This window comes from Colwellia sp. MB02u-14 (assembly GCF_014076915.1).
GTDB lineage: Bacteria > Pseudomonadota > Gammaproteobacteria > Enterobacterales > Alteromonadaceae > Colwellia_A.
The window spans coordinates 19,615-45,485 of the sequence record NZ_JACGUX010000071.1 but is presented as its reverse complement, the minus strand read 5'-3'; the positions used below and the strand labels follow the sequence as shown (position 1 = coordinate 45,485).

22 protein-coding genes are annotated in these 25,871 nt (G+C 38.7%); 9 read left to right on the top strand and 13 right to left on the bottom strand.

Features of this window, described 5'->3' with window-relative positions; translation table 11 throughout:
- Positions 1–90: 90 nt before the first annotated feature.
- From H4J52_RS09300 to H4J52_RS09265, 8 genes are all read right to left on the bottom strand, one after another.
- Positions 91–1,146, bottom strand: a complete 1,056-nt coding sequence (locus H4J52_RS09300; protein WP_182223198.1) for a lytic transglycosylase domain-containing protein — start codon at positions 1,144–1,146, stop codon at positions 91–93.
- A 1-nt stretch (position 1,147) separates the two neighbouring features.
- Positions 1,148–1,447, bottom strand: coding sequence for a YcgL domain-containing protein (locus H4J52_RS09295; protein WP_182223197.1), 300 nt, complete (start codon positions 1,445–1,447; stop codon positions 1,148–1,150).
- Positions 1,448–1,499: 52 nt separating this feature from the next.
- Positions 1,500–2,639: a ribonuclease D gene (gene rnd / locus H4J52_RS09290; RefSeq protein ID WP_182223196.1), complete on the bottom strand. Its 1,140-nt coding sequence runs from the start codon at positions 2,637–2,639 to the stop codon at positions 1,500–1,502.
- Between the two features lie 18 nt (positions 2,640–2,657).
- On the bottom strand, positions 2,658–3,518 hold the full coding sequence (gene rluB / locus H4J52_RS09285; RefSeq protein ID WP_182181544.1) for a 23S rRNA pseudouridine(2605) synthase RluB: 861 nt from the start codon (positions 3,516–3,518) through the stop codon (positions 2,658–2,660).
- Positions 3,519–3,628: 110 nt separating this feature from the next.
- Positions 3,629–4,210 carry an SMC-Scp complex subunit ScpB gene (scpB, locus tag H4J52_RS09280; protein WP_182181543.1) on the bottom strand — a complete coding sequence of 194 codons (582 nt, stop codon included), beginning with the start codon at positions 4,208–4,210 and terminating at the stop codon, positions 3,629–3,631.
- Complete coding sequence (locus H4J52_RS09275) at positions 4,207–5,004, bottom strand: ScpA family protein (protein ID WP_182181592.1); 798 nt, start codon at positions 5,002–5,004, stop codon at positions 4,207–4,209. The genes scpB and H4J52_RS09275 overlap by 4 nt, the downstream gene beginning before the upstream one ends.
- A gap of 72 nt (positions 5,005–5,076) precedes the next feature.
- Complete coding sequence (locus H4J52_RS09270; RefSeq protein WP_182181542.1) at positions 5,077–5,697, bottom strand: L-threonylcarbamoyladenylate synthase; 621 nt, start codon at positions 5,695–5,697, stop codon at positions 5,077–5,079.
- Positions 5,698–5,724: 27 nt separating this feature from the next.
- Positions 5,725–6,597, bottom strand: a complete 873-nt coding sequence (locus tag H4J52_RS09265; protein WP_182181541.1) for an RNase RNM — start codon at positions 6,595–6,597, stop codon at positions 5,725–5,727.
- A 330-nt stretch (positions 6,598–6,927) separates the two neighbouring features.
- On the opposite strand from H4J52_RS09265, the gene H4J52_RS09260 reads away from it, so the two are divergent.
- The 6 genes from H4J52_RS09260 to trpA all read left to right on the top strand — a co-directional run bounded on the left by H4J52_RS09260 (position 6,928) and on the right by trpA (position 13,853).
- Complete coding sequence (locus tag H4J52_RS09260) at positions 6,928–8,592, top strand: anthranilate synthase component 1 (protein ID WP_182181540.1); 1,665 nt, start codon at positions 6,928–6,930, stop codon at positions 8,590–8,592.
- Positions 8,585–9,247 carry an aminodeoxychorismate/anthranilate synthase component II gene (locus tag H4J52_RS09255; protein WP_182181539.1) on the top strand — a complete coding sequence of 221 codons (663 nt, stop codon included), beginning with the start codon at positions 8,585–8,587 and terminating at the stop codon, positions 9,245–9,247. The genes H4J52_RS09260 and H4J52_RS09255 overlap by 8 nt, the downstream gene beginning before the upstream one ends.
- Positions 9,240–10,271, top strand: a complete 1,032-nt coding sequence (gene trpD, locus H4J52_RS09250; protein ID WP_182181538.1) for an anthranilate phosphoribosyltransferase — start codon at positions 9,240–9,242, stop codon at positions 10,269–10,271. Before H4J52_RS09255 ends, trpD begins: the two co-directional genes overlap by 8 nt.
- A 1-nt stretch (position 10,272) precedes the next feature.
- A complete protein-coding gene (gene trpCF / locus H4J52_RS09245) occupies positions 10,273–11,661 on the top strand; it encodes a bifunctional indole-3-glycerol-phosphate synthase TrpC/phosphoribosylanthranilate isomerase TrpF (protein WP_182224566.1) in 1,389 nt (462 codons plus the stop codon).
- A gap of 93 nt (positions 11,662–11,754) precedes the next feature.
- The gene (trpB, locus tag H4J52_RS09240; protein ID WP_182181536.1) at positions 11,755–12,999 is read left to right on the top strand and encodes a tryptophan synthase subunit beta; all 1,245 of its coding nucleotides are present in this window, start codon (positions 11,755–11,757) and stop codon (positions 12,997–12,999) included.
- Positions 12,999–13,853 (top strand): tryptophan synthase subunit alpha, encoded by an 855-nt coding sequence (gene trpA / locus H4J52_RS09235; protein ID WP_182224565.1) that lies wholly within the window; start codon positions 12,999–13,001, stop codon positions 13,851–13,853. Before trpB ends, trpA begins: the two co-directional genes overlap by 1 nt.
- 158 nt (positions 13,854–14,011) lie before the next feature.
- Here the strand turns inward: trpA and glnS are convergent, their stop codons facing one another.
- From glnS to H4J52_RS09220, 3 genes are all read right to left on the bottom strand, one after another.
- Positions 14,012–15,682 (bottom strand): glutamine--tRNA ligase, encoded by a 1,671-nt coding sequence (gene glnS / locus H4J52_RS09230; RefSeq protein ID WP_182224564.1) that lies wholly within the window; start codon positions 15,680–15,682, stop codon positions 14,012–14,014.
- A 274-nt stretch (positions 15,683–15,956) separates the two neighbouring features.
- The gene (locus tag H4J52_RS09225) at positions 15,957–17,810 is read right to left on the bottom strand and encodes a DUF885 family protein (RefSeq protein ID WP_182181533.1); all 1,854 of its coding nucleotides are present in this window, start codon (positions 17,808–17,810) and stop codon (positions 15,957–15,959) included.
- Positions 17,811–18,119: 309 nt separating this feature from the next.
- Entirely contained in the window at positions 18,120–18,776 is a 657-nt protein-coding gene (locus tag H4J52_RS09220) for a DUF1456 family protein (RefSeq protein WP_182181532.1), read from the bottom strand.
- A 179-nt stretch (positions 18,777–18,955) separates the two neighbouring features.
- On the opposite strand from H4J52_RS09220, the gene mfd reads away from it, so the two are divergent.
- The 3 genes from mfd (at position 18,956) to H4J52_RS09205 (ending at position 24,480) form a co-directional block, all read left to right on the top strand.
- Positions 18,956–22,495, top strand: coding sequence for a transcription-repair coupling factor (mfd, locus tag H4J52_RS09215; RefSeq protein WP_182181531.1), 3,540 nt, complete (start codon positions 18,956–18,958; stop codon positions 22,493–22,495).
- 111 nt (positions 22,496–22,606) lie between these two features.
- Positions 22,607–24,178: a CsiV family protein gene (locus H4J52_RS09210; protein ID WP_182224563.1), complete on the top strand. Its 1,572-nt coding sequence runs from the start codon at positions 22,607–22,609 to the stop codon at positions 24,176–24,178.
- 14 nt (positions 24,179–24,192) lie between these two features.
- Positions 24,193–24,480 carry a DUF1244 domain-containing protein gene (locus tag H4J52_RS09205; protein ID WP_182181529.1) on the top strand — a complete coding sequence of 96 codons (288 nt, stop codon included), beginning with the start codon at positions 24,193–24,195 and terminating at the stop codon, positions 24,478–24,480.
- 13 nt (positions 24,481–24,493) lie between these two features.
- Here the strand turns inward: H4J52_RS09205 and H4J52_RS09200 are convergent, their stop codons facing one another.
- Both H4J52_RS09200 and H4J52_RS09195 read right to left on the bottom strand, forming a co-directional pair.
- Positions 24,494–24,790 carry a hypothetical protein gene (locus H4J52_RS09200; protein WP_182181528.1) on the bottom strand — a complete coding sequence of 99 codons (297 nt, stop codon included), beginning with the start codon at positions 24,788–24,790 and terminating at the stop codon, positions 24,494–24,496.
- A gap of 160 nt (positions 24,791–24,950) precedes the next feature.
- Positions 24,951–25,646, bottom strand: a complete 696-nt coding sequence (locus H4J52_RS09195) for a pseudouridine synthase (protein WP_182181527.1) — start codon at positions 25,644–25,646, stop codon at positions 24,951–24,953.
- Positions 25,647–25,871: the final 225 nt, after the last annotated feature.

Sequence of the window (25,871 nt, the reverse complement as noted above, 5' to 3'; positions counted from 1 at the left end):
CAAGCGCTTTATTCTTGAAATTTTTTCTCATTGCACTCTGTAACCTTAATTGATCAAAATAGCATTATATTGAATATAGACCCGTTCTACTTATTGAATAGGTGGAAATTTTATTCGATCTGATAAATGTCCCACAGAACTCACAAAGTAATATGACAAATTCCAGTGCATTAAACTCTTGTAATTATTATAAGCTAAATAAACTCGGCCATTTTCATCATCAGGAAATACCAGCGCTGCTTTCACATCAACTTTAGGCAAATGAGTACCGTCTGCACGCCTGATACCGAGACTTTGCCATTGTGCTAAGGTTTTTTCTGTTCTTGTCCAAGCTTTTAACCAGTTTTTTCGGCTGCCCGTATTTTTAGGGATCGCCAACGATGTATCAAAATCTAGTGGTAATTTAACCTGCCTACCCCAGGTTAATTCGTCGTTCCAACCTTCTTTTTTAAGATAGTTTGCCATTGATGAAAATACATCCACCGGATTTCTCCAAATATCTTTTTTACCATCACCGTTTCCATCGACAGCATAAGCTAAAAACGACGTTGGCATAAACTGATTTTGCCCCATGGCCCCCGCCCAAGAACCTTTCATATTTTCAACACTAACATGTCCTTGTTGAACAATAGTTAACGCGGCCCACAGTTGTTTTTTAAAAAAGACTTCGCGACGACCTTCATACGCTAACGTTGTAAGCGCAGAAATAACATTATAGTTACCCATGATTTTACCAAAATTAGTTTCTAGTCCCCATAAAGCAACAATAAAGCGGGGCTGAACACGATATTTCTTAGCTATTTCAGTTAACAAAGGTAAATGTTTTTTGTACATTACACGCGCTTTTTTTATTTTCCAATCGGGTACACGTTTTGGTAAATAGGTATCTAAGGTTTCAACTTTTTCAGGTTGAGAGCGATCGGCCTTTACCGCACGTTGATGAAATTTAACTTTTGAAAAGGCACGGTTAATGAACGCTGTATTATAACCCTTGGTTAACGCTTCTTTTTTGAGAGCTACAACATATTTTTCAAAACCTGCTTCCGTCAATTCTTTAGTTGAGGCCTGCGCAGGATTGATTAAACTAAGTAATAAAGAAAACACAATGAATGTGCTGTATTTATTGATTTCAAACAATAGAGTCATGCTACGCTCCTTCATCTTTTTTGTTGTTTTCTAAATTCATTTCTTCTTTGTGTTGATCAAGTAAGTTCTCCACAGGCGGAGGCAGTTGCAGATAGAACCCTTGTTCATTTAAATTTGCTTTAACTTTTTCAATGTCTGCTAAAGCAAGTTTTTCTTTATTGGCTAAATTCATCACAGTAACAAGTGTAGGTTTACCAAAAATCAACATTAAGGGTGCTGGCACAGCAGAAAAGTCATTACGTTGTTTAACAAAAAGATATGTTTGGGCTTTTTTAGTACTTTTATAAATGGTACACAGCATAAAGGAGACCTATGTTTATAGTTCAAGGGTTAAAAGTGTCTTATAGATATTTTTATTTAAAATCATTATTGGCGAATTCTGTTAATTGGTCACCAAACAGTACTTTACGCCAGCCCGATAATATATCAATGGATTGGCTATATTCAGGCGCATTCGTTAAAGCAAAGTGCGTTGACAAAAATTGATTGATTTGTTTTTTAGACGCTAAATTCTCGGGTGAAACGTCAATCTTTTGAGCTTGTTCAGCAACGAAATTTTTTACTTTTTTAAATATTTGTTTGTAACCTGGGTATTCATCAAGCCGTAGGATCTTCTCTGGATATTCTCCACAATCTTCTTGTTCTGCTCTTTTCAACACCATCAGCATTGATTTACCTTTATGTCGAACATCTAACATTTCAACACCTTCAAGGTTTGCCATACTGCCCACGTTACTTGGGTTATGTACGGCTAACGCGAACAAGGTATGGTCTTTGGCAATAAACCCTATCGGCATATCACGACTTTTGGCTTGCTGAAAACGCCAGCTGGCTAAATACTGCAATATATAGAGTTGCTTAGGGCTAAGCTTCCAGCTTAACTTGATATTACGATATAGTTTACTTTCATCAATGGGGGTGAACTTTTTCTCAATCAGCAGCTCACTTTCTTCTTTAGCCGCATCAAGCCAACCGGCTTGTTCGAGCTCATGGTGAATACGCGGGTAAAGTTGAAATAAATACTCAACATCAGCTTGTGCATAATCAAGTTGCTTAGCACTTAAAGGACGCTTCATCCAATCAGTTCTTGATTCTGATTTATCAACTTCAATGTCTAAATAATGATTCACCATAGCCGCGTACCCCATCGACAAACCATGTCCGAGGAACGACATCATTATTTGGCTGTCAATTAAGTTAACAGGACGACAATTGGCAGCGGTTAGAAAAACCTCTAAATCTTCTGAACAGGCATGTAAAACCTTACAAATATTTTCATCGGTTAATAACTGCCAAAAAGGTGATAAGTCATCTATAGCAACGGGGTCAATTAGCGCTAAATTTTCCCCGTCATTCACTTGAATAAGACCTAATTTAGGATACAAGGTACGCGTACGAACAAATTCGGTATCTATTGCCAAAAAGTCTGCTTTTGCAAGCTTCTGACAAAGCGTTACCAATGAGGCATGATCTTCTATGTATGTTTTATTCAAGTTATTGATCCCTTACAACTAACGACGACGACGTGTTGCTTGTTGACTTCTTTGTTGATGTTTTTTGACTGAGCGGCGAATACGACGACTTTTAGCGTTATCCATCACTTTTTCATCCACTTTTACTTTACTTTGCGTTTCTACCGGCAGATTCACTAATTTACGATAATAGTTCACTTCAGGTAACGCTAACTCTGTCCAACCACCATTAGGTAATTGGCGCTTCATTTCCATGTCACCATAGCGAACACGAATTAAACGACTGACTTGAACTTCTTGACTTTCCCATAAACGACGAACTTCACGGTTTCGTCCTTCAGAGAGCACAACATGAAACCAATGATTACGGCCTTCGCCACCTTTATAAGTGATTTTTTGAAACTTAGCCGGCCCATCTTCTAATTTAACACCCGCACGCAATGTTTGCAGCATGGCTTCATTAACGTCGCCAAAAACACGTACGGCATACTCACGTTCAACTTTTTGTGAAGGATGCATTAAACGATTAGCAAGTTCACCGTCTGTAGTGAATAACAACATACCCGAGGTATTGATGTCTAAACGACCAACGGCAACCCAGCGACTATTTTCTAAAGGAGGTAAACGATCAAAAACCGTTGGGCGGCCTTCAGGATCTTTACGGGTACACATTTCACCTTCAGGCTTGTTGTACATAATGACACGACATAAGTCGTCTTCTTTAGGTTTTAACTTGACGATATGACCATCGAGACGTATTTGCTCGGTTCCTTCGATGCGGTCACCCAAAAAAGCGGTTTTTCCATCAATACTGATACGACCAGCACTAATAAAGGTTTCCATTTCACGGCGTGAGCCTTTACCGGCACGGGCAAGGACTTTTTGTAATTTTTCAGACATGGGGTTTAACTCTCTTTACGTCAGTAACTTCACGGTATTTACCGCTACGTTGCTGGCTCTATAATAAATAGTGTTTATATATTTCTATCAATACGGTGCTGTTGCTATAACTAAACCACTTCTTGAGTAGGTCTATCTATAACGCCTAAATCAGCCATAGGCAATAAATCGGGTAACTGGCTTAATGATGTTAATGAAAAATAATCTAAAAACACTTTGGTGGTTGCATATAATGAAGGCCTACCGGGCACTTCTTTGTTACCAACCACTTTTACCCAGTTTCGTTCTAACAATGTTTTCATTATATAACTACTTACCGCGACTCCGCGAATATCTTCTATTTCGCCGCGTGTTATTGGCTGTTTATACGCAATAAGTGCAAGTGTTTCTAAAAGTGCCCGAGAATACTTAGGCGCTTTTTCTTTAGTGAGCTTAGCGACAAATAAAGCTAGATCTTCATTAAGTTCATTAATTGTTTCAAACCGGTAACCTGAAGCCACCTGCACCAAATTAATGCCTGAATGTTTATATTTTATCACCAATTGGTTGATCACATCACGAATTTGCTGGTGAGTGACTTGATAATTAACTAACAACTCTACTTTAATTTGCTTAACGCTCAGAGGCCCATCACTAACAAAAAAAGCCGCTTCAATAAGTTTCGATAATATGGCTTGTTCACTTGTTGTCATGCGGGTAAACGCACTCTTAATTGACCAAAGATGGTTGTTTGCATGCATTCTATCAAACTTTCTTTGATCAGCTCTAAAATAGCTAAAAAAGTGACCACGACACCTTGTCGACCTTCTTGCACGGAAAATAGCGCGCTAAATTCAACAAAAGCGTTAGCTGTTGTCGCTGCACGTTTTAAGTGCGCGAGTATCGCAGACATTCGTTCTCTGGTTGACAAAAATTCCTTTTCAATACGATGGTGTTCAAGCGCTTTGGTTCGTTTAAGTATGCCTTGAAGCGCACTCACCAACTCATTTAACTCAACATCCGCTTGAAAAACAGCCGTTTGAAAGTCTTCAGACAATTCAACACTCGCTTGAAAAGTATTACGTTCGAGTCGAGGAATTCCATCAAGTTGCTGCGCCGCATTTTTAATCACTTCATATTCTTGCAAGCGACGCACTAATTCGGCGCGAGGGTCTTCGTCTTCTTCAACTACCGCTTGTTTAGGTAATAATAAGCGTGATTTAATTTCCATCAAAATGGCGGCCATGACTAAGTATTCGGCCGCTAATTCCATTTTAATTTCTTTCATTAATTCAATATATTGCATGTATTGTGTGGTAATGGGCGCAATAGGCATATCGAGAATATCAAATTTTTGTTTTCTAATAAGGTATAGCAATAAATCAAGCGGCCCTTCAAACGACTCTAAAATAACTTCTAAGGCATCGGGCGGAATAAATAAGTCTTGTGGCTTGTTTACCACAACTTCACCACGGATCAATGCTAAGGGTAAAACCTGCTGCACCATATCACGAGGTAGGTTGGCTTTATGTTGACTAGCGGGCTGACTCACTGTTTATTTACCACTGACAAGGTCATGTTATTCAAAAGGTGTTGGGTCTCCTTCACCCACCCGAATAATATTCACTTCATCTTCAGAAAAATCAATCACGGTTGTTGGGTGCTCACCTAAATGCCCGCCATTAATAATTAAATCAACTTGGTGCTCTAAAATATCACGGATATGCTCAGGGTCATATTCAGCTCGTTCTTCACCCGGCATTATTAGCGTTGTCGACATAATAGGTTCTTGTAGCTCAGCCAATAAAGCTTGCACAATGGCATTATCAGGTACACGAATACCGATGGTCTTCTTTTTAGGGTTTAATAAGCGCTTTGGCACTTCTTTTGAACCTTTAAAAATAAAAGTATATGGGCCTGGGGTATTACTTTTTAATAACCGATAAGCGCTGTTATCCACACGGGTATATTCAGATAATTCAGATAAATCACGACACACCAGTGTAAAATTGTGATCTTTGCCGATATTTCGGATATTACAAATACGCTCAAGCGCTTTTTTGTCACCGATATGGCAACCTAAAGCATATCCTGAATCGGTAGGATAAACGATAACACCACCTTGTTGGATAATTGCCGCCGCTTGCTTCATCAAACGACCTTGCGGATTATCTGGGTGTACATAAAAAAACTGACTCATAAGTTTACTCCAGTGCAGGTGTTAATGTTAATGCCAAAGATCCCAAATAGGCTTTACTGTATCTGGCATGCGTAAATTACGGCCTAAATCACTCCATCGGGTTGGATAATGAAAGTCGGAGCCCATAGACGCATGTAAATCATATTCTAAACAAAAGCTTAGCATTAATTTTCGTTGTTCGTTAGCCATTTGCGGTAATACTATTTCTAAACCATCACCCTTTGCGGCTTTAAACTGCACCACTAAACGACGTAACCATTTGGTTGATAAGTCATATCTAACTGGATGCGCAATAACAGCATTACCGCCAGCATGATGAATAGCCGCAACCGCCTCTTCAATAGAACACCACGTTGGCTTTACAAAAGCACGTTGCCCTTTGCCAATATATTTATCAAAGGCTTTTTGCATATGATCAACATGCCCTTCTTGTAATAATATTTTAGCAAAGTGTGCGCGGGTAATAGAGCCTTCGCCCGCTAAATCTTTCGCTTGTTGATAAATACCTGGGAAACCACACTTTGTCAGTTTTTCACCCATGCTGGTTGCTCGTAACTCTCTTGCTGCTTGTTGGCGACTAATTAAGGTTTGTAACTCAATATTGTTAACATCAATATTAAGACCAACAATATGAATTTCAAAACCATGCCAACTGGTTGATATTTCAATACCGCTTACTAATGTTAATGGATGATTTTTTTCTAAAATATAATCTTTAGCTATAGATAAACCTTTTACCGTGTCATGGTCAGTAATGGCTAAAACATTCAATTGGAAGTTTACCGCCCGTTCAACAAGCTCTTGCGGCGTTAAGGTTCCGTCAGAACATTTTGTATGGCTGTGTAAATCAACCCGCAGGCTATAATAATCAGCTAAATCAGAGGTTGACAATACAGTCATAATCGGTTCTTCTATAGGGGAATTAATTGCTCATGCAATTTTACTGAGATGAAGACAATAATGATACAAGTAAAACAAACTATTTTGATGATTTTTTGGTGGCATAACTCTACATAAGTGGGTTGTGATGTTTACTTGTACGTAAAAATTCAAAAAGCCTGCTTATTTTAGAGATAAGTGGGCTTTTTACTTTTTAGCATATCGCTAAAGAACTTTGAGAGAAAAATAATGATTACAACCCGTGTTAAAAGTTGGTTTATATGGTGGCTACTGCCTATCTATGCAGGTTGACCATTAATTAAAATTAGACGTTAAAAGCTAGGAAAGAATATGAACCCTCAGAATATGCTTACAATAGATAAGCAAACTGGCAGTGTTAGCACCCTGTCAGAAACCGTAAAATATCAGACCGATCCCTTGGCGATATTTCACCAGTTAAGCCAAAACAGCGACAATAACTTATTATTAGAATCTGCTGAAATTGATAAAAAACATCAATTAAAAAGCTTATTACTCACCGATGCGGCATTAAAAATTACCTGTCATGGTAATATTGTCACTTTTGAAGCATTAACTAACAATGGACAAGCTGCCCTTGAGTTTGCGCAGCAGCAACTCGCTGCACACGCGACGTTAACCGTTAAAGATAAAATACTTAACGCTGTTTTCCCCGAATTAACTCAACAACTTGATGAAAATTCACGCTTACTCGCTATTAATCCTTTTCAAAGTTTGCGTTTATTCAACAAACTAGATAATAGCAACCGTCACCCTTTTGCCATATTTTTAGGTGGCGTATTCGCGTTTGATATGATGTCGATGACTGAGCAGTTACCGACGGTAAGTAATGGCGACAATACCTGTCCAGACTTTGTCTACTATTTAGCTGAAACCGTTGTAGTTATTGATCATGAAGCGCAATCAACTGAAGTTATCGGTAATATTTTCTCAGGAGAAGATGCCAATAATAATCTTGTGACTATTCGTCAACGGTTAGCTGATATAAAAAATATCTTGGCCCAGCAATATATTGCTCAAGAAGTACCTCACGACAAACAGATTGAAAAAAATGAGGTTATTAGCGATATCTCAGATCAACAATTCTGTGACACGGTTAATCAATTAAAAGAAAATATTCGCGCTGGTGATATTTTTCAAGTGGTACCCTCACGTACCTTTTCGCTAAAGTGCTCAAATACCTTAAATGCTTATAAAGCGTTAAAACAAAGTAACCCTAGCCCTTATATGTTTTACCTGAAAGATAGCGACTTTTGTATTTTTGGCGCCTCTCCAGAATCTGCCTTAAAATATCAACATAAAAATCGTCAAGTAGAAATTTACCCAATAGCAGGAACACGTCCACGCGGACTCAATAAAGATGGTTCAATTTCGCTTGATTTAGACAGTCGAATTGAACTCGAACTACGTTTAGATAAAAAAGAGTTAGCCGAGCACACTATGCTGGTTGATTTAGCCCGCAACGATATTGCCCGCGTTAGTCAAGCAGGTACTCGCTATGTTGCTGACTTACTTAAAGTTGACCGTTACTCTCATGTAATGCATTTAGTGTCTAGAGTTTGCGGTACTTTAGCGCTTGACCTTGATGCCCTGCACGCTTATCAAGCTTGTATGAATATGGGCACTTTATCGGGTGCGCCAAAAGTAAAAGCGACACAATTAATTCGAGAAGTAGAAGGCCAACGTCGCGGTAGTTATGGCGGCGCGGTTGGTTATTTAACTGGTGACGGTGAAATGGATACCTGTATTGTTATACGTTCTGCTTTTGTAAAACACGGTATAGCGCATGTTCAAGCGGGTGCCGGTGTTGTTTACGACTCAGATCCACAGTCAGAAGCCAATGAAACCAAACAAAAAGCGCAAGCAGTCATTAATGCCATCCAACATGCAGAACTGTTCACGGTTAAGATTAGTGCAGCCCAGAATAACGACGACGCTAACCTAAACAACAAGTGCAAGGAGAACAATCATGCCTAGTCATCAAGAAAGCCGTGTTAATGGCAAGGTTAAAATCTTCATGCTCGACAACCTTGATTCTTTTACTTACAACTTGGTCGATGAATTTCAATGTTTAGGGTTTGAACCAACCATATATCGAAATACCCTATCAGCAGATTTTATCTTTGAACAAATGCAAAAATCGACTGGCCAGGTATTATTGGTATTATCGCCTGGCCCAGGTGAACCCAGTAAGGCAGGCTGTTTAATGGCATTAATTGCCAAATGCGCCGGTAAATATCCCATATTAGGTATTTGTTTAGGTCATCAAGCTTTAGTTGAACACTACGGCGGTAAAGTTGTCCGTGCACCTGAAATTGTCCATGGTAAAGCCTCTAGCATTACCCATCGTCAAACGGGTGTTTTTGATAAGATAAATTATCCTCTACCTGTGGCTCGCTACCATTCACTAATCGCAAGTGAGGTCCCTAATACCATTGATATTATTGCTGAATATATAACACCTGAACAAATCAACTTACCGATGGCCATTGAGCATAAAGCGGATGTCGCTTTAGGATTTCAATTTCATCCAGAGTCAATTCTAACGACTTATGGCGGCACGTTATTAGCACAAACCATTGACTATTTACTGGCCTCATCACAGAAAGCAGCGGAAGGTTCTTATGAGTAAAATTTTACAAAAACTCGTTGACGGAAATGATATAAGCCAGACTGAAGCTGAAGATTTTTTTAAAAATATGATCAAAGGTGAAGTTGAGCCCGTACTGTTAGCGAGCGTATTAACTGCCTTAAAAATAAAGGGTGAAACGGCTAACGAAATTTCAGGTGCGGCCTTAGCGGTAAGAGGCTCAGCAACACCATTTCCGCAGCAAGAAAATAACGTCGCTGACTGTGTAGGTACCGGTGGCGATGGCGCGAATACCATTAATATATCAACTACCGCGGCAATATTAGCTGCGGCATGTGGTTTAAAAATGGCAAAACACGGTAACCGAAGTGTTTCTAGCATGTCTGGCTCCGCAGATTTACTTGAAGCATTTGGCGTAAATCTGATGATGTCGCCAGCAACAGCAAGTGCGTGTTTAGCGCAAACAAATTTATGTTTCTTATATGCGCCGGCTTATCACCCGGGTTTTAAACATGCAGCTCCAGTTAGAAAATCTATGGGGGTGCGCACTTTATTTAATATATTAGGGCCATTAGTAAATCCCGCTTCACCTAGCACTATGCTACTCGGTGTTTACACACCAGCGCTTATCGATGTTATGGCAAAAAGTTTACTGTTAACGGGGGTTAAACGTGGCTGGGTCGTTCACGGGAGTGGTTTAGATGAAATTGCCCTACACGGCAATACACAAATTAGCGAGATAGCAAAGGGAGAGTGTACAACGCGGACAATTTCTCCTGCTGATTTTGGTTTAGCAAGTTACACGTTAGAAGATATTAAAGGTGGTACGCCACAAGAAAATGCCGAATATATTCGCGCCATTCTTAGCGGTAATGGCAATCCTGCTCATAATGCCGCCGTCATTATTAATTGCGCCGCATTATTATATCTACATGATAAAGCGAGTGATTTAAAAGTAGCCGCTAAGATGGCAAGTGAAGTATTAGCTTCAGGTAAAGCATTAACGACTTTAGAAAACATGGTCGTGATTTCAAACTCAAATTCAGACTCAAAGGCAATGGCATAACATGGCAAATGTATTAGAAAAAATTGTTGCTGATAAACGTATCGAAATAGCGCAACGTAAAATTGATTTTCCATTGAGTGAATTTATTGACACCTTAATTCCGACTCAAAAAGATATGTATGCCGCACTTGATAGAAAACAAGGCCACGCGCATGCTGGGTTTATTTTAGAGTGTAAAAAGGCTTCTCCGTCAAAAGGTTTAATACGCAAAGATTTTGACCCTAAAGCTATTTGCCAAATTTATGACAAGTATGCCGCCGCTATTTCTGTCTTAACCGATGAAAAATACTTTCAAGGTACTTTTGAGTATTTAAAAATCGTGACTGACTCGGTAAATTGTCCGGTACTTAATAAAGATTTCTTCGTTGATGCTTACCAAGTCTATTTAGCACGATATTACGGTGCTGATGCAATATTATTAATGCTCAGTGTTTTATCTGACCAAGAATATAAAGACTTATCGGTTATTGCTGAACAATATAATTTAGCGGTCTTAACTGAAATATCCAACGATGAAGAGCGCGACCGAGCCATTGATTTAGGCGCGAAACTCATTGGTATTAACAACCGAGATTTACGCGATTTATCCACCGATATCGCTCGAACCTTTGATTATGCCCCCACATTGCCCGCTGATCGCATCATAATTTCTGAATCGGGTATTTATACTAACGAGCAAGTTCGTGAGTTAGCGCCTGCGGTTGATGGCTTCTTAGTGGGGAGTTCAATCATGGCAGAAGATGATATTGATTTAGCTTGTCGTAAACTCATTTATGGCAATAATAAAGTCTGCGGCTTAACACACGTTGACTATGCCCAAAGTGCTGTTGATGCCGGCGCACAATTTGGGGGGGTAATTTTCGCTGAAAAGTCGCCAAGGTATGTTAACGAACAACAAGCAAAAATAATTGTCGAGCAGGTTCCCTCTTTACGTTACGTTGGCGTGTTTGTTAATCATGCCATTGAAGAAGTGGCGAAACTTGCACACAAGCTAAACTTATTTGCGGTGCAACTTCATGGCAATGAAACTCAACAATATATCGCTTCTTTGCAACCATTACTTCCAAAAGGCTGCCAAAGTTGGAAAGCTTTGCCGGTCGAAGACGAAGTACCTGAGTTGATGAGTAATGCGCAGTTTTATGTCTTAGACGGCAAAAATGCCGGCAGTGGTGAAACCTTTAATTGGCGAGCGTTAGCCGATTCTGGGCAAGACTTAAGCCATTGTTTTCTAGCGGGCGGGTTGTCTATCGATAATATAGCGCAGGCGGTTAGCCAGAAAACAACACTAGATTTATTCGGTTTAGATCTCAACTCAGGCGTTGAAACAAGCCCAGGCGTTAAAAGCCGCGAAAAACTTCAACAGGTTTTCGCCGCCATTAGACACTATTAATAAGACCGAACACACAAATTAAGTGAATATTTATAAGCTATAAATAACTCACTTAATTCATGTAACTCGTATAAAGCATTAGGAATAAAGAAAATGACAGACCAAACAATTAAACAAGCGACGCCCCAAGTAAAAGCAACTTTACCAGCCTATTTTGGCGAATTTGGTGGCATGTTTGTTGGAGAATTATTAGTACCTGCCCTTGAACAATTAGAACAGGCATTTATTGACTCACAACAAGACGAAAGTTTCTTAACCGAGTTTAATGATCTTTTAACAAATTACGCGGGTCGTCCAACACCACTGACCTTAACCCGTAATTTATGTAAAAACCCACTCGCTAAAATATATTTAAAACGCGAAGACTTATTGCATGGCGGCGCACATAAAACCAATCAAGTACTTGGCCAAGCATTACTCGCCAAACGTATGGGTAAAACAGAAGTTATTGCCGAAACAGGTGCTGGGCAACACGGCGTTGCTTCAGCTATCGCTTGTTCATTATTAGGTTTAAAATGTCGGGTTTACATGGGCGCATTAGACTGTGAACGTCAACAACCTAATGTATTTCGCATGAAATTAATGGGAGCAGAAGTTATTCCTGTTACTGCAGGCTCAGGTACCTTAAAAGATGCCGTTAATGAAGCGTTGCGTGACTGGTCTGCAAACTATGAAAATGCTCATTACCTACTAGGCACAGCTGCGGGGCCTCACCCGTTTCCAACTATCGTTCGTGAATTTCAAAAAATGATTGGCGAGGAAGCCAAACAGCAAATCCTTAAACAAGAAGGTCGCTTACCTGATTATGTCATTGCTTGTGTCGGTGGTGGTTCGAATGCCATTGGTATTTTCCATGATTTTATTAAAGAAAGCAGCGTTAAATTAATTGGTGTTGAAGCGGGTGGCAAAGGTGTAGACACCAGCCAGCATGGCGCTACATTAGTTGCGGGAACAAAAGGCATGTTACATGGAAATTATACTTATATTATGCAAGACAAGTCAGGGCAAATTGAGGAATCATACTCGGTTTCAGCAGGTCTAGACTACCCAGCGGTGGGTCCTCAGCATGCATTTTTAAAAGATACGGGGCGTGCTCAATATGTGCCCATTAATGACGATGAAGCGTTAGCAGCTTTTAAACTGTTAGCAATGAATGAAGGTATTATTCCAGCGCTTGAGCCGTCTCATGCCCTTGCCCACACCATTAAAATGGCAGAAGCAGTTACCGAGGAAACGGTATTCCTTGTTAATTTATCAGGGCGAGGTGACAAAGATTTAGCGCATGTGCAAACAGTGTTACAAGCTGAAGAAGACAAAAAAAATCAAGGAGAAGCATAATGAGCTTAGACGCAACGTCAAACCAGCAGATCACCACACGTTATCAGCAAACTTTTGATCAATTAGCAAAAAAAAATCAAGGCGCTTTTATTCCATTTGTGACAATAGGCGATCCAAACCTTGAGCAATCATTTGAAATAATCAAAGCATTAATCGATGCTGGCGCCGATGCGTTAGAGTTAGGTATCCCATTTTCAGACCCAAGTGCCGACGGTATTACCATTCAAAAAGCAGCACTGCGCGCACTGAACGCAGGAGTAGACACAGATGCTTGCTTAACTATTTTAGCAAAAGTTCGCGCTTACGCGCCTCAAATCCCTATCGGTTTATTACTTTATGGGAATTTAGTTTTTGCTCGTGGTATTGATATTTTTTATAAAGATATAGCTGCTGCTGGTGTTGATTCGGTGTTAATTGCCGATTTACCTTTGCGTGAAAGTGCTCCCTTTCGTGAGGCCGCCTTAAAATATGGTGTTGCGCCAATATTTATAGCGCCGCCTAACGGCAGTGAAGAAACATTAAAACAGGTTGCACAGTACAGCTACGGCTACACTTACGTATTAAGTCGTGCGGGTGTAACGGGTATGGATACTTCTAACAGTACATCGATAGGTGAGGCTAATCCTGCGATTCATTTAATTGAAAAGCTAAAAGCAAATAATGCCTCACCAGGGGTGATAGGATTTGGTATTTCTAACCCAGAACAAGTTAAAGCGGCCTTAGCTACAGGTGCCGCTGGCGCGATAAGCGGTTCAGCCGTAGTTAAAATTATTGAAAATAATCTTGATGATAGCCAAGCCATGTTAGCGGCATTAACAAGTTTTGTTCAACAAATGAAAGCGGCAACGCGCTAGTCAGACACTATGACAAGGTGAAGCATGATTATTAGTATTAACGGCTTTACCCTGTAACAACGTGTTAATTTTTAGCAAAAATCAACTGAAAAAAAACCTTTATATCCCAGTAAGTTTCCTACGGTATATAAAGGTTTTTACTATAACCAAGTGGCTAATTAGTTATCCATTTTAGCCCAAGTATCGCGTAAACCTACCGTACGGTTAAACACAAGCTTGTCACCTTGTGAGTCTTTATTGTCGCGACAAAAATATCCTTGACGTTCAAATTGAAAGGCTTGTTCAGGTTTCGCATTGACCAGTGAAGGTTCTACTTTAGCGTGACTAATAGTAATTAATGAATCTTCATTCATCACACGATGAAAGTCTTCTTCAGCTGCAGGGTTTGGCACGTTAAATAAACGGTCGTATAAACGAATTTCAGCATCAATTGATTGCTCAGCAGCAACCCAATGAATAACCCCTTTAGGCTTAGTACCATCTTCAGGATTTTTACCTAAAGTATCAGCATTATAGTTACCGTAAACTGTGGTTACATTACCTTCGCTGTCTTTATCACAACGTGTCGCAGTAACAACATAAGCACCACGTAAACGAACGGCTTTATCAAGCACTAAACGCTTATATTTCTTATTGGCTTCTTCACGAAAATCTTCCGCTTCAATGTAAAGTTCTGCAGCAAAAGGCACAATGCGAGTACCTTGTTCATCATCACTTGGATGATTTTTGACGTTTAATTCTTCTACTTGTCCCGCTGGGTAGTTTTCGATGACCAACTTAATCGGGTCAAGTACCGCCATTGCACGTGGCGCATTATCGTTTAAGTCTTCACGAATACAAGCTTCTAACACCCCCATTTCAACGGTATTGTCCATTTTAGTCACACCGATGCGTTTGGTAAATTCACGCAATGATCCTGGCGTATAACCACGACGGCGAAATGCAGCAATGGTTGGCATACGGGGATCGTCCCAACCATTAACTAATTTTTCTTCAACTAATGTATGAAGTTTACGTTTACTCATTACTGTGTATTCAAGGTTCAAACGCGAAGATTCATACTGATGTGGAATAACATCAATAGATACGTTTTCAAGCACCCAATCGTATAGCCGACGGTTATCTTGAAACTCTAGCGTACAAAGTGAATGGGTAACACCTTCAATGGCATCAGATAAACAATGAGTAAAATCATACATCGGATAAATGCACCATTTATCGCCCGTTTGATGATGATGCGCGAAACGCACGCGATAAAGAATCGGATCACGCAAACACATAAAACTTGATGTCATATCAATTTTCGCACGCAGAACACATTCGCCTTCTTTGAACTCACCATTTTTCATTTTATCAAACAGCGCTAGGTTATCTTCAACACTGCTATCACGGTGTGGACTATTCTTTCCCGGTGCTTTTAATGAACCACGGTATTCACGTGCTTCATCACCCGTTAAGAAGCAAACATACGCCAAACCTTTTTCGATTAATTCAACAGCAAAGCCGTGCAATTTATCAAAATATTGAGAGGAATAACGAGTCTCTCCAGACCATTCAAAGCCTAACCATTTTACGTCAGCTTCAATAGAGTGTACGTAATCGATGTCTTCCTTTTCAGGGTTTGTATCGTCAAAGCGTAAATTACATAAACCTTGGTAATCTTGAGCAATACCAAAATTCAAACAAATTGCTTTCGCATGGCCAATATGTAAAAAACCATTGGGCTCAGGTGGGAAACGAGTTTGCACACTCGAATGTTTACCACTTTCAAGATCCGCATCGATAATTTGACGAATAAAATTTGTTGGGCGTTTTTCAGCTTCCGACATCCACAAAACCTCTAAAAAGAATTTAAACTACGTTATTTTTTGGCATTATAACAACTGTTAATCAAAGGGAATAGCGCTTATCTCGGCAAATTATAAATTTTACGCATTAAGGGTAAAAGTTGCTTACAAATTAAATAAAGATCGGGTTATTCCTAGAAAAATAAATTAACGTCTGATTATTATCAATAGGTATTTACCTAATCCCCATAAAAAAGAGAAGTACCAAACGGCACTTCTCTTTTATAAAGATTTTTTACTGCAATAACACTTTAACTTAAGCTTTTTTATTTGCTATATAGGTATCAACCAATTGGGCTAAAACATTTAAAGGTACTGGACCATTACGAAGTACCACATCATGAAACTCACGAATATCAAATTTCTCAGCAAGTTCGACTTTAGCCTTCTCTCGTAATTCAATAATTTTTAACATGCCAATTTTATATGCGGTTGCTTGTGACGGCATAACAACATGGCGCTCTACCATTTTTACAGCGTCAGACTTAGCATTTGGCGTATTTGCTACATAATATTCAATACCTTGAGCTCGCGTCCATTTCTGTGTATGAATACCGGTATCAACGACTAAACGACAAGCTCTCCATAACTCCATAGCTAAACGACCAAAATCAGAATAAGGGTCTTGGTATAAACCAATTTCCTTCGGGATCATTTCTGAGTACAAACCCCAACCTTCTGTGTGAGCCGTGTAACCACCAAACTTACGAAATTTTGGAATATTTGTAAGCTCTTGCTTAATGGCTATTTGCATATGATGACCTGGTATTCCTTCATGATAAGCCAGTGCAGCCATCTGATATGTTGGCATCGCTTGCATGTCGTAAAGGTTGGCATAATAAACCCCTGGACGAGAGCCATCAGGTGCAGGCTGTTGATAAAAAGCTTTACCTGAAGATTGTTCTCTAAAAGCTTCAACCGCTTTAACCTTTAGCTTAGCTTTAGGTTTGGTTAAAAATAAACTGTCTAAACGTCCTTCCATATCATCAATTAAAGCAACAGCTTCATCTAAGTAACGTTGTTTACCCGCTTCATCAGCAGCGTAATAAAATTGTTTATCATTACGCATGAATTCAAAAAACTCACCAAGTTCGCCTTTAAAGCCAACCTTTTCCATAATTACGCGCATTTCACCATGAATTCGAGCCACCTCAATTAGCCCAGTTTGGTGAATTTGGTTAGCGGTTAACTCTGTTGTGGTGGTGCGTTGTAATGCATTATTAAAGAATGCTTCACCTTCTGGAAATTTCCATGCGCCATCTCTATTGTCTGCTTTTTTTTCTAGCGTTTCTAAATAACTGACTAATTGCTGATAACCAGGTTTTATGTTGGTTATTAATGCGGTATTAACCTCTGTTAAGAGCGTGCTTTTTTCAGCGGTACTGATCTCAAGTTTATTCACCTTTTTAGTGAAGTCAGCTAAAATCGTACTGTCTTTTCCGTCTTCAAATGGAGCACCTGCAAGAATATTTTGTGAGTCACGAATAACATGAGGAAAAACAAACTTAGGAGCGATAATACCTAGGTCTTCACGCAATTTTAGTTGTGTCGTTAATTGTTCTAAAAGTACTTTAGCCCCCTGCACTCGAGCAATATAATCTTGTGCTTCTTTGACATTGCTAATGGAATGCTGATTAATTAAAAATGCAGGTAAACTCGAATGCAAGCCACGCATTTGATTTACAGGATAGTTATGAAAACGCCACTTATGGTCAGCAATTTTATTTTCTAATTTTTGTACCAATAAGTGATAGCTGATCATTGTCTGCTCATCGAGTTTGCGACTATCGATAGCTTTAACACGCTGAAGGTTTTCATGAGTAATCGCTAATTCTTTTAGCGTGTTTTCTTCTGAAATATCATCCCATTTATCATAATCAGTTTTTATACCTAAATAAGTTTGCATCATCGGGCTTCGTGCAACACCTTCATCAAAAATAGCATCAAATATTTGGTTAGCTTTTTCTGATTCAGACAATGCGTTAATTACACTTTTTTTCTCAGCTTCTTTTGAGCTTGTTTGTGGTGTATCAATACCTTTTTGTTCTGTGCAAGCTGCCAGTAATGAGCTAGAAATAGCCACTACCAGTAATGTACTTTTGAAAGTCATAAATATCTCTTTTATATAGGAATATATAGGAATATATAGTTACATTGGAATAACTGTAAATGTGCTGAATTAAAAATTCTTTGATCTAGTCTTGATCAAAAATGATAGTGTTGGCAATAGCTGTTCGACAAATCGCGTTGTAATTACGGTAAAAGGAACTTTACCTCGGCTATTTTTATCAGACATAAAAAAAGAGCTTATACCGAGGTAAAAGCTCTTTTCAATTAAAGTAAAATTTATACTTTTATGATTTAACATAGGAAAATTTATTATCGAGTCTTACAGAATATAAATAACCACGCGTAAAACCTAATTTTTATAAATATCTGAAGGCTTAAGTTTTAACACTTTTCTTTTAGGTTTATCATCGTTGTCTGTTGCTTTAGTGGCATTGGGGTTTATGTATATTTTACTCACTTTAGGCTTAGCGGCTTGATAGTCTTTTTTAGGTAACTCAGGTTTTTTTACCGCTTCGACTGCACGTTTTGGGGTGAATTTTTCAGGGCGGTTAACATGATATTTGGTATCAATAGCTTGGATAAAGTTTCTTAAGAACTGATCTTTACACTCGCGGTAATGTTTATGATCGGGCTTACGGAAAAACGCACTTAATTCTGGCTTAGTCATACGTATACCTGACGTAGACATCATATCGAGAACATCTTCTGCGCGCAGCGCTAATGCTATTTTTAATTTGTTGAGCACAAGATTGTTATTCATTCGTTTTTCAGCTGGCGGTGTTTCACCATCACGGGCGCCACGTTTATCAATAATTAAACCATTCAAAAAAGTGGCTAGTTGAACATCACTGCAGTTAATAACTTGTGGATCATCTTCTTTTTTTAACCAATAACTGATTTGTTCACGACTTACCGTTAACTTTGCTAAATTAAATAGGTCGATCATCTTTTGATCATTAAAATTAAAGGTATATCTTAAACGACGTAAAACATCATTATTGGTCACAAAACTCTCCAAAAAAAACAGCAGGCCCTACCCAATGTAAAGCTGGGCGTTATTATATCACTATAGTTTTTTAAACAAAAAAGTATTTACTCGTTCTTAAAATTTACCGTTAAGTCATGCTAAGATAATGCGCTGTTTTAGCGCGCCTTATTAACAACAAAATATTTAATAGAGAAATCATGAGTAAAACTGCTAACTTATTTGAACCGGTATTAACTAAACGTCGCGGCAAACATGCTGATAAAAAGCATTGGACTAACTTATTAGGCAGTAGTGATACGTTAGCGATTTACCATGGTGCCCTCAATGCCGATGCCCCAGTGTTGTTATTAACCAACGATACCCAGTCGGCATTGCGTTTTGAGCAAGAGCTAAAAAGTTTAAATAAAAAGCGGCAACTGCCTATTTGCTTATTTCCCGATTGGGAAACACTCCCCTATGATAGTTTTTCGCCACACCAAGACATTATTTCCCAGCGATTAGCAACGCTTTATCAATTATCGAACATGAAAAACGGCATCATTATTGTGCCTGTTTCGACATTATTACAACGCCTAGCGCCAACTCAGTATTTACGCACGAATAGCTTGGTCGTAAAAGTAGGTGACAAAAAAGATTTACATCTAATGCGCCAAAACCTTGAAGCCAGCGGCTATCGCAGTGTTGAACAAGTGATGGAGCATGGCGAGTTTTCAGCACGTGGTGCCATTCTTGATATATTTCCGATGGGTTGTAAAACGCCTTTTCGCTTAGATTTTTTTGATGATGAAATTGATGATATTCGCTTATTTGACCCTGAAAACCAGCGTTCAAGTGATAAAATAAATGAAATCAATTTATTACCCGCACACGAATTTCCTACCGACGAAACAGCAATTAATTTATTTCGCCGCCAATATCGGGAAGCGTTTCCAAAGACCATCCACAAAGAATCAATATATCATCAAGTCAGTGATGGCATTTTACCGGCAGGTATTGAATATTACTTACCCCTGTTTTTCGATGAAACAAGCACCTTATGTGATTATTTAAGTGATGATACCCGAATAATGCTCAGTGGTGATATTGATAAAGCGATTGAACAATATTGGCTTGATATTGATTACCGCTTTGAAGAGCGCCGCTATGATTTAACACGACCGTTATTAGTGCCCAAAAAACTATTTTTAAATAACGACGAATTTTATAGTGCGTTAAAACCTTTTGACCGAATTTCAATAGAGAAAACACCGGTAATATCCACATTACAACTAACGGATACTAACGATGAGGCGAAATCGAAAGCTGGGCATATCCGTTTTGATGTAACGCCCTTACCTGATATTACGGTTAATCATCAACTAAAACACCCTTTTGAATTAATTAATAACTTTATTAGCCACAAAGAAACACCTGATAAAATTTTATTTGTGGCTGAAAGTGAAGGCCGCCGAGAAAGTGTTTTAGAGCTATTAGAACGTAACCATATTAAGCCACAATATTTTGATGATATTGAAAGCTTTGTAGCAAGCTCAGAAAAACTGGGCATCACCGTTAATACCCTTAACAGTGGTTTTATTTTTCAAAGTAAAGGCTCTGCCAAGAAAAATGCTATTGCCTTAATCACCGAAGATGAACTTTTGGGTGAGCGCGTAAAGCAAAGTCGCCGCCGCACTAAACAGCAAAATATTCAAGCAGACGCTATTTTCAAAAACTTAGCCGAGCTTTCAATCGGTCAACCTGTGGTACATTTTGAACACGGTATTGGCCGTTACATGGGTTTACAAACCATCGAAAATAGTGGCATAACCACTGAGTTTTTGGTTTTAATTTACGCCGGTGAATCAAAGCTTTATGTCCCTGTTGGCTCATTACACTTAATTAGCCGATATTCTGGTACTGACGCAGAAAGTGCGCCTCTACATAAGTTAGGCAATGATACTTGGAGCAAAGCAAAGCAAAAAGCCGCTGAAAAAGTACGGGATGTTGCTGCTGAACTTCTCGATATATATGCCAGTAGAGCAAATAACAAAGGTTATCAATTTAAACGTGACAAAGCCGAGTACCAAGCCTTTTCAGACAGTTTTCCCTTTGAAGAAACCTTCGATCAAGAGCAAGCCATTAAAGCCGTTGTTTCTGATATGCTCAGTGATAAGGCCATGGACAGACTTGTTTGTGGTGATGTGGGTTTTGGTAAAACCGAAGTCGCGATGCGTGCCGCCTTTGTTGCGGTTAATGATGGTAAACAGGTTGCTATTTTAGTCCCAACAACCTTGCTCGCCCAACAACATTATGAAAACTTTCGCGATCGTTTTGCTAACTTACCCGTTGTTATTGAAGTATTGTCACGCTTTAAAACAGCTAAAGAGCAAAACGTTGTTATTGCTGATGTTGAATCAGGTAAAATAGATATTCTTATCGGCACGCACAAACTATTACAAAACAGCATAAAATATAAAGATTTAGGATTATTAGTTGTTGATGAAGAACATCGATTTGGCGTAAAACAAAAAGAAAAAATCAAACAATTACGCAGTAATGTCGATATATTAACGCTAACCGCAACCCCTATTCCGCGTACCTTAAACATGGCTATGGGTGGAATGCGCGACTTATCAATTATTGCCACACCGCCAGCAAAACGTTTAGCGGTAAAAACATTTGTTCGTGAACGTGACGATGCCCTTATTCGCGAGTCTATTTTACGTGAAATTCTGCGTGGTGGTCAGGTTTACTTTTTACATAACAATGTAGACACTATAGATAAAACCGCCGCAGATATTCAAAAATTGCTGCCCGAAGCCAAAGTAACCACAGCTCATGGGCAAATGCGTGAACGAGAACTTGAACGTATTATGGGTGACTTCTATCATCAACGTTACAATGTATTAGTTTGTACAACAATTATAGAAACGGGTATTGATGTACCCACCGCCAATACAATAATTATGGACAGAGCCGACCACTTGGGTTTAGCTCAGCTCCATCAATTACGTGGTCGTGTCGGTCGTTCACATCATCAAGCTTATGCTTATTTATTAACGCCTCATGTTAAGCGTATCACTAAAGATGCGAAAAAACGTCTTGACGCAATTGCCTCACTTGAAGATTTAGGTGCTGGCTTTACCTTAGCCACTCACGATTTAGAAATTCGTGGTGCAGGTGAATTATTAGGTGAAGGACAAAGTGGCTCGATGAGTCAGATTGGTTTTACCCTCTATATGGAAATGCTTGACCAAGCCGTTGCGGCCTTAAAACAAGGTAAACAGTTATCGCTTGAAAATATGACGGCTAAGCAAACTGAAATTGAATTGCGTGTACCGGCACTGCTACCCGATGATTATATTTTTGACGTAAGTTTACGATTAAGCATTTATAAGCGTATTGCCAGTTGCGGCAATAAAAATGAACTTGACGAAATTCAGGTTGAGCTCATCGACCGTTTTGGTTTGTTACCGCAAGCCGCTAAAAATTTAGTCCACATTGCTAAATTACGTTTAAAAGCTCAAAAAATAGGGGTTTCTCGAATTGAAGCAGGCCCTACTGGTGGCTCAATTGAATTTAGTAACGAGACAAAAGTAGACCCCATGCTTATTATTGGCTTAATTCAGCAACAACCGCTCGTTTATAAATTAGTTGGTGCCAATAAACTCCAATTTAAAATTGCGACTGAAGACAGCAAGTCGCGTTTTATTTTAGTGACTTCTATGTTAAATGATTTAGTAAAAACGAAAAAATAACCGTAAGATAGGACAATGAACATTGCACTTGAATTTGCCTTTTCAATAAATGGCTTCAAGTCATAACGTTATGTGATAAGTCAGTGTGAAACATTACCGAATGGATGATTAATGAAATTAAAACATTTAATGCTGTTATCAACAGCATTCATATTTTCACAGCAAGCGAGTGCAGTGGGTGAAGATAATACCGACCGTTGGTTTGAAGTGGAAGTGATCCTCTTTAGTCAGTTAGGTGACAAAGCCCTGTTAAAAGAGAATTTTCCAGATAATACTGCTTTACCCGAATATCGAAATTTCATCGACTTATTAGGCCCTTACCTTAATCCTGATATTACTAGTTTAAAACAGCTATTGCCTAGTTGTGATACGCCTGTTTACGCGGAATCATTTATTGATCAAGCGATAACGACAATAAAAGCACAGCCTTACTTCGCCGTAAAAAGCTTGGCTGATTTTACAGCAATAACAGCTCAATCGATTAATAATACAAGTTCAAGCACGCCAATATCACATTCTAGCGATGGCAACGATAAAGCTAACGAAGCACAAAACAGCAAGCTTGTTGCGAATACTGAAGATGATTTTTACGCAAAAAACAGCCTGTTGATTGAACAAAAAATATCAAGCGAAGCGGATCCTCTGATTAGCCATAATGCCCTAGAGGTAATAGATCAGCCACCGATAGTAAGTGCAAAAGAATTAGCGGAACGTACAGAGTTACTCGAAAAATCCGCGACTGAATTTTCGGCTATTCAATTGAATTATGCAGATGAAATCGCTTCATTTTCTCAAGCTATGTGTACCATTACTCCTGAGCAGTTTAACCAATTCAACCAATCTAGAAACCGAAACGTTTACGAAAGTTATACGGCTTTTACTCTTAGCAACGTACCGTCAACTATTGATAACAATGAAAACATCTACCTTGATCAAGACTATTTACTCAGTGAAGCATCGTTACAACTTGACGATATCGTTCAAGAAATAGCGCGTAGTAGGAACTTCAAACCGTTAATGCATTTTGGCTGGCGTCAAAAAACAAAAACAAAACAATTAGCAATACCACTGAAAGTATTTGCCGGTGAAAATTTTAATGTTCATTATCAACAAGAGTTACAGCAATTTCAGCATCAACTTAAACAAGCGCAGACACAAGAAGCGCTTCTACACAAAGCCATTTATAAGCAAAGCTCTCCTTTAATAGGCCTTTCAGAAGAAGCATTGCAACAAAAATTAGTAAAAGAACGTTTGCAAGAACTTATCGTGAAGTTACCCAGTTTGCCTGTAGAAAAAAGCAATTTATTAACCGAAATAGACAAAGATATAAACAATACGCACAGCATATTAAATTCAACTAATATGCAAATAGCGCCCATTGAACCCCCTCAGGACTGGACTATTGAAGGTTTATTGAAAGTGGAGGTTGATTTTTATTTACACATTACTGCTGATTTTAATGTCATGAATATGTCGTTAGCCGAACAAGCAACACAAAAATTATTACCTGGCAGTAAAAAACAGCAATCTGCACAGTTAAAAACCATAAACTTTAAACAAGACCGACGCGTAAGAAGTACCGAAATACACTATTTTGATCACCCTTATATGGGCATGATAATTCGGATTTTACCTTATCAGAAACCCACTAAGGAAGTTGAAGAGTCCGCTTCACTTCATTAAATATAGAGATAATTATGGATAAAGAAATTGAAATACAAGCCGCTGTTTTTCGCCGTTTACTTGCTCATTTAGACAACCGAAAAGATGTGCAAAATATTGAATTAATGAATTTAGCGAGTTTTTGTCGTAACTGCTTTTCTAAATGGACGGTTGCAGAGGCTGAAAAGTTAGGCGTTGAAGTAGATATCGATACTGCTCGTCAACAGATTTACGGTATGCCTTACAGCGAATGGAAAGAAAAGCACCAATTACCAGCAACACCTGAACAAATGGAAAAGTTTAATCAGTTACAGAAAAAATAGAGACTTTTTCCTTCTAAATTTTTACTGAAATGCCATGTTTAGTCGCTCGACGATCACTTCTGTCGCGCGACTCTAGCCAACGGCCCCGTTTATCTTTTAACTTACGCCGATTAACCGATGAACGACGTTCGTACCCTTTCCAAAAAACGTGTTTTATCGCCGCACTGTTTTCAACACCACTAGACACACCCGCATGGTTTACGGCTGAGTTCATTTGACGGCTGTATTTATTACGTTGTCGCTTATCTTTCTTTGAACGCTCTGTTTGAACTTGATTGACAGAAGGTAATAAATCTATAAGTACATCCACTTTACTTGTCCAATCGTTAGTATTTTTTTATTGAACATTTAATCGGCAGATTAAAATAAAAGTTTAATTTTTAGTAAAATTTAAGCCTAAAATAATACCATCAAACAATTATTTTCTTTTTCTATCGTGTCTTCTGTGTATTATTAACCCTAATGTTTTACTAAAAACTATTAACTTCATCATTAGTGAGGTAGCGCCAAGTACCTAGTTCAACATCTAAGTTGATCTTGCCAATTTGCTGGCGATGTAAACCAACCACTTTGTTACCAACCGCGGCAAACATACGCTTAACTTGGTGGTATTTACCTTCAGTGATAGTGAGTAGCACTTCTTTTTCATTGATGATGTCTAATATAGCGGGTAGCGTTAGTTGGTCTTCACCTTGTAATTGTAATCCAGATTTGAACCGTTCGATTAACTCTACTGACTTTTCTGACAATATTGCATTGCGTAAATTAACGCGATAAACCTTAGCACACTCTTTTTTGGGTGAAATAATATTATGTGACCAGCGGCCATCGTCAGTAACGAGTACCAACCCCGTTGTATCTGCATCAAGACGACCTGCGATATGAAGATCAAACGCTTTATCTACTTCAATATAATGGAGTAATGACGGGTAAACTTCATCAACATTAGAACAAATGGTATCCAGGGGTTTATGCATCATAATATAACGAGAACTGCGCGCAGTAAGCTCAGCACCATCAACGGTGACGCTGTTATTTTCATGTACTTGTGTTGCCGCATTTTTAATAACGTCACCATTGACGCGCACTTCACCCATTTTTAGTAATTTTTTAGCTTCACTTCTGGTGAGTTCGGTACTTTTACATATAAATTTATCAATGCGCATAGTTAATTGGATTCTGTAGTTAGTTATGACTAGGCCGGCTATTATCCTTAATAGCTCGCCAGAATCAACTAAGAAAAAGAAAAAGAGAATAAGATTCCCATACCTTTATAAGTGTTATTGTTAAAAATCAATTCAATTTTGCTTTTAGCTAGCATTAAAAGTAGCGATTAATGTCTAGAACGTGTCCTAAAATGACTTGGCTGTTATTTTTAATACACAACATAG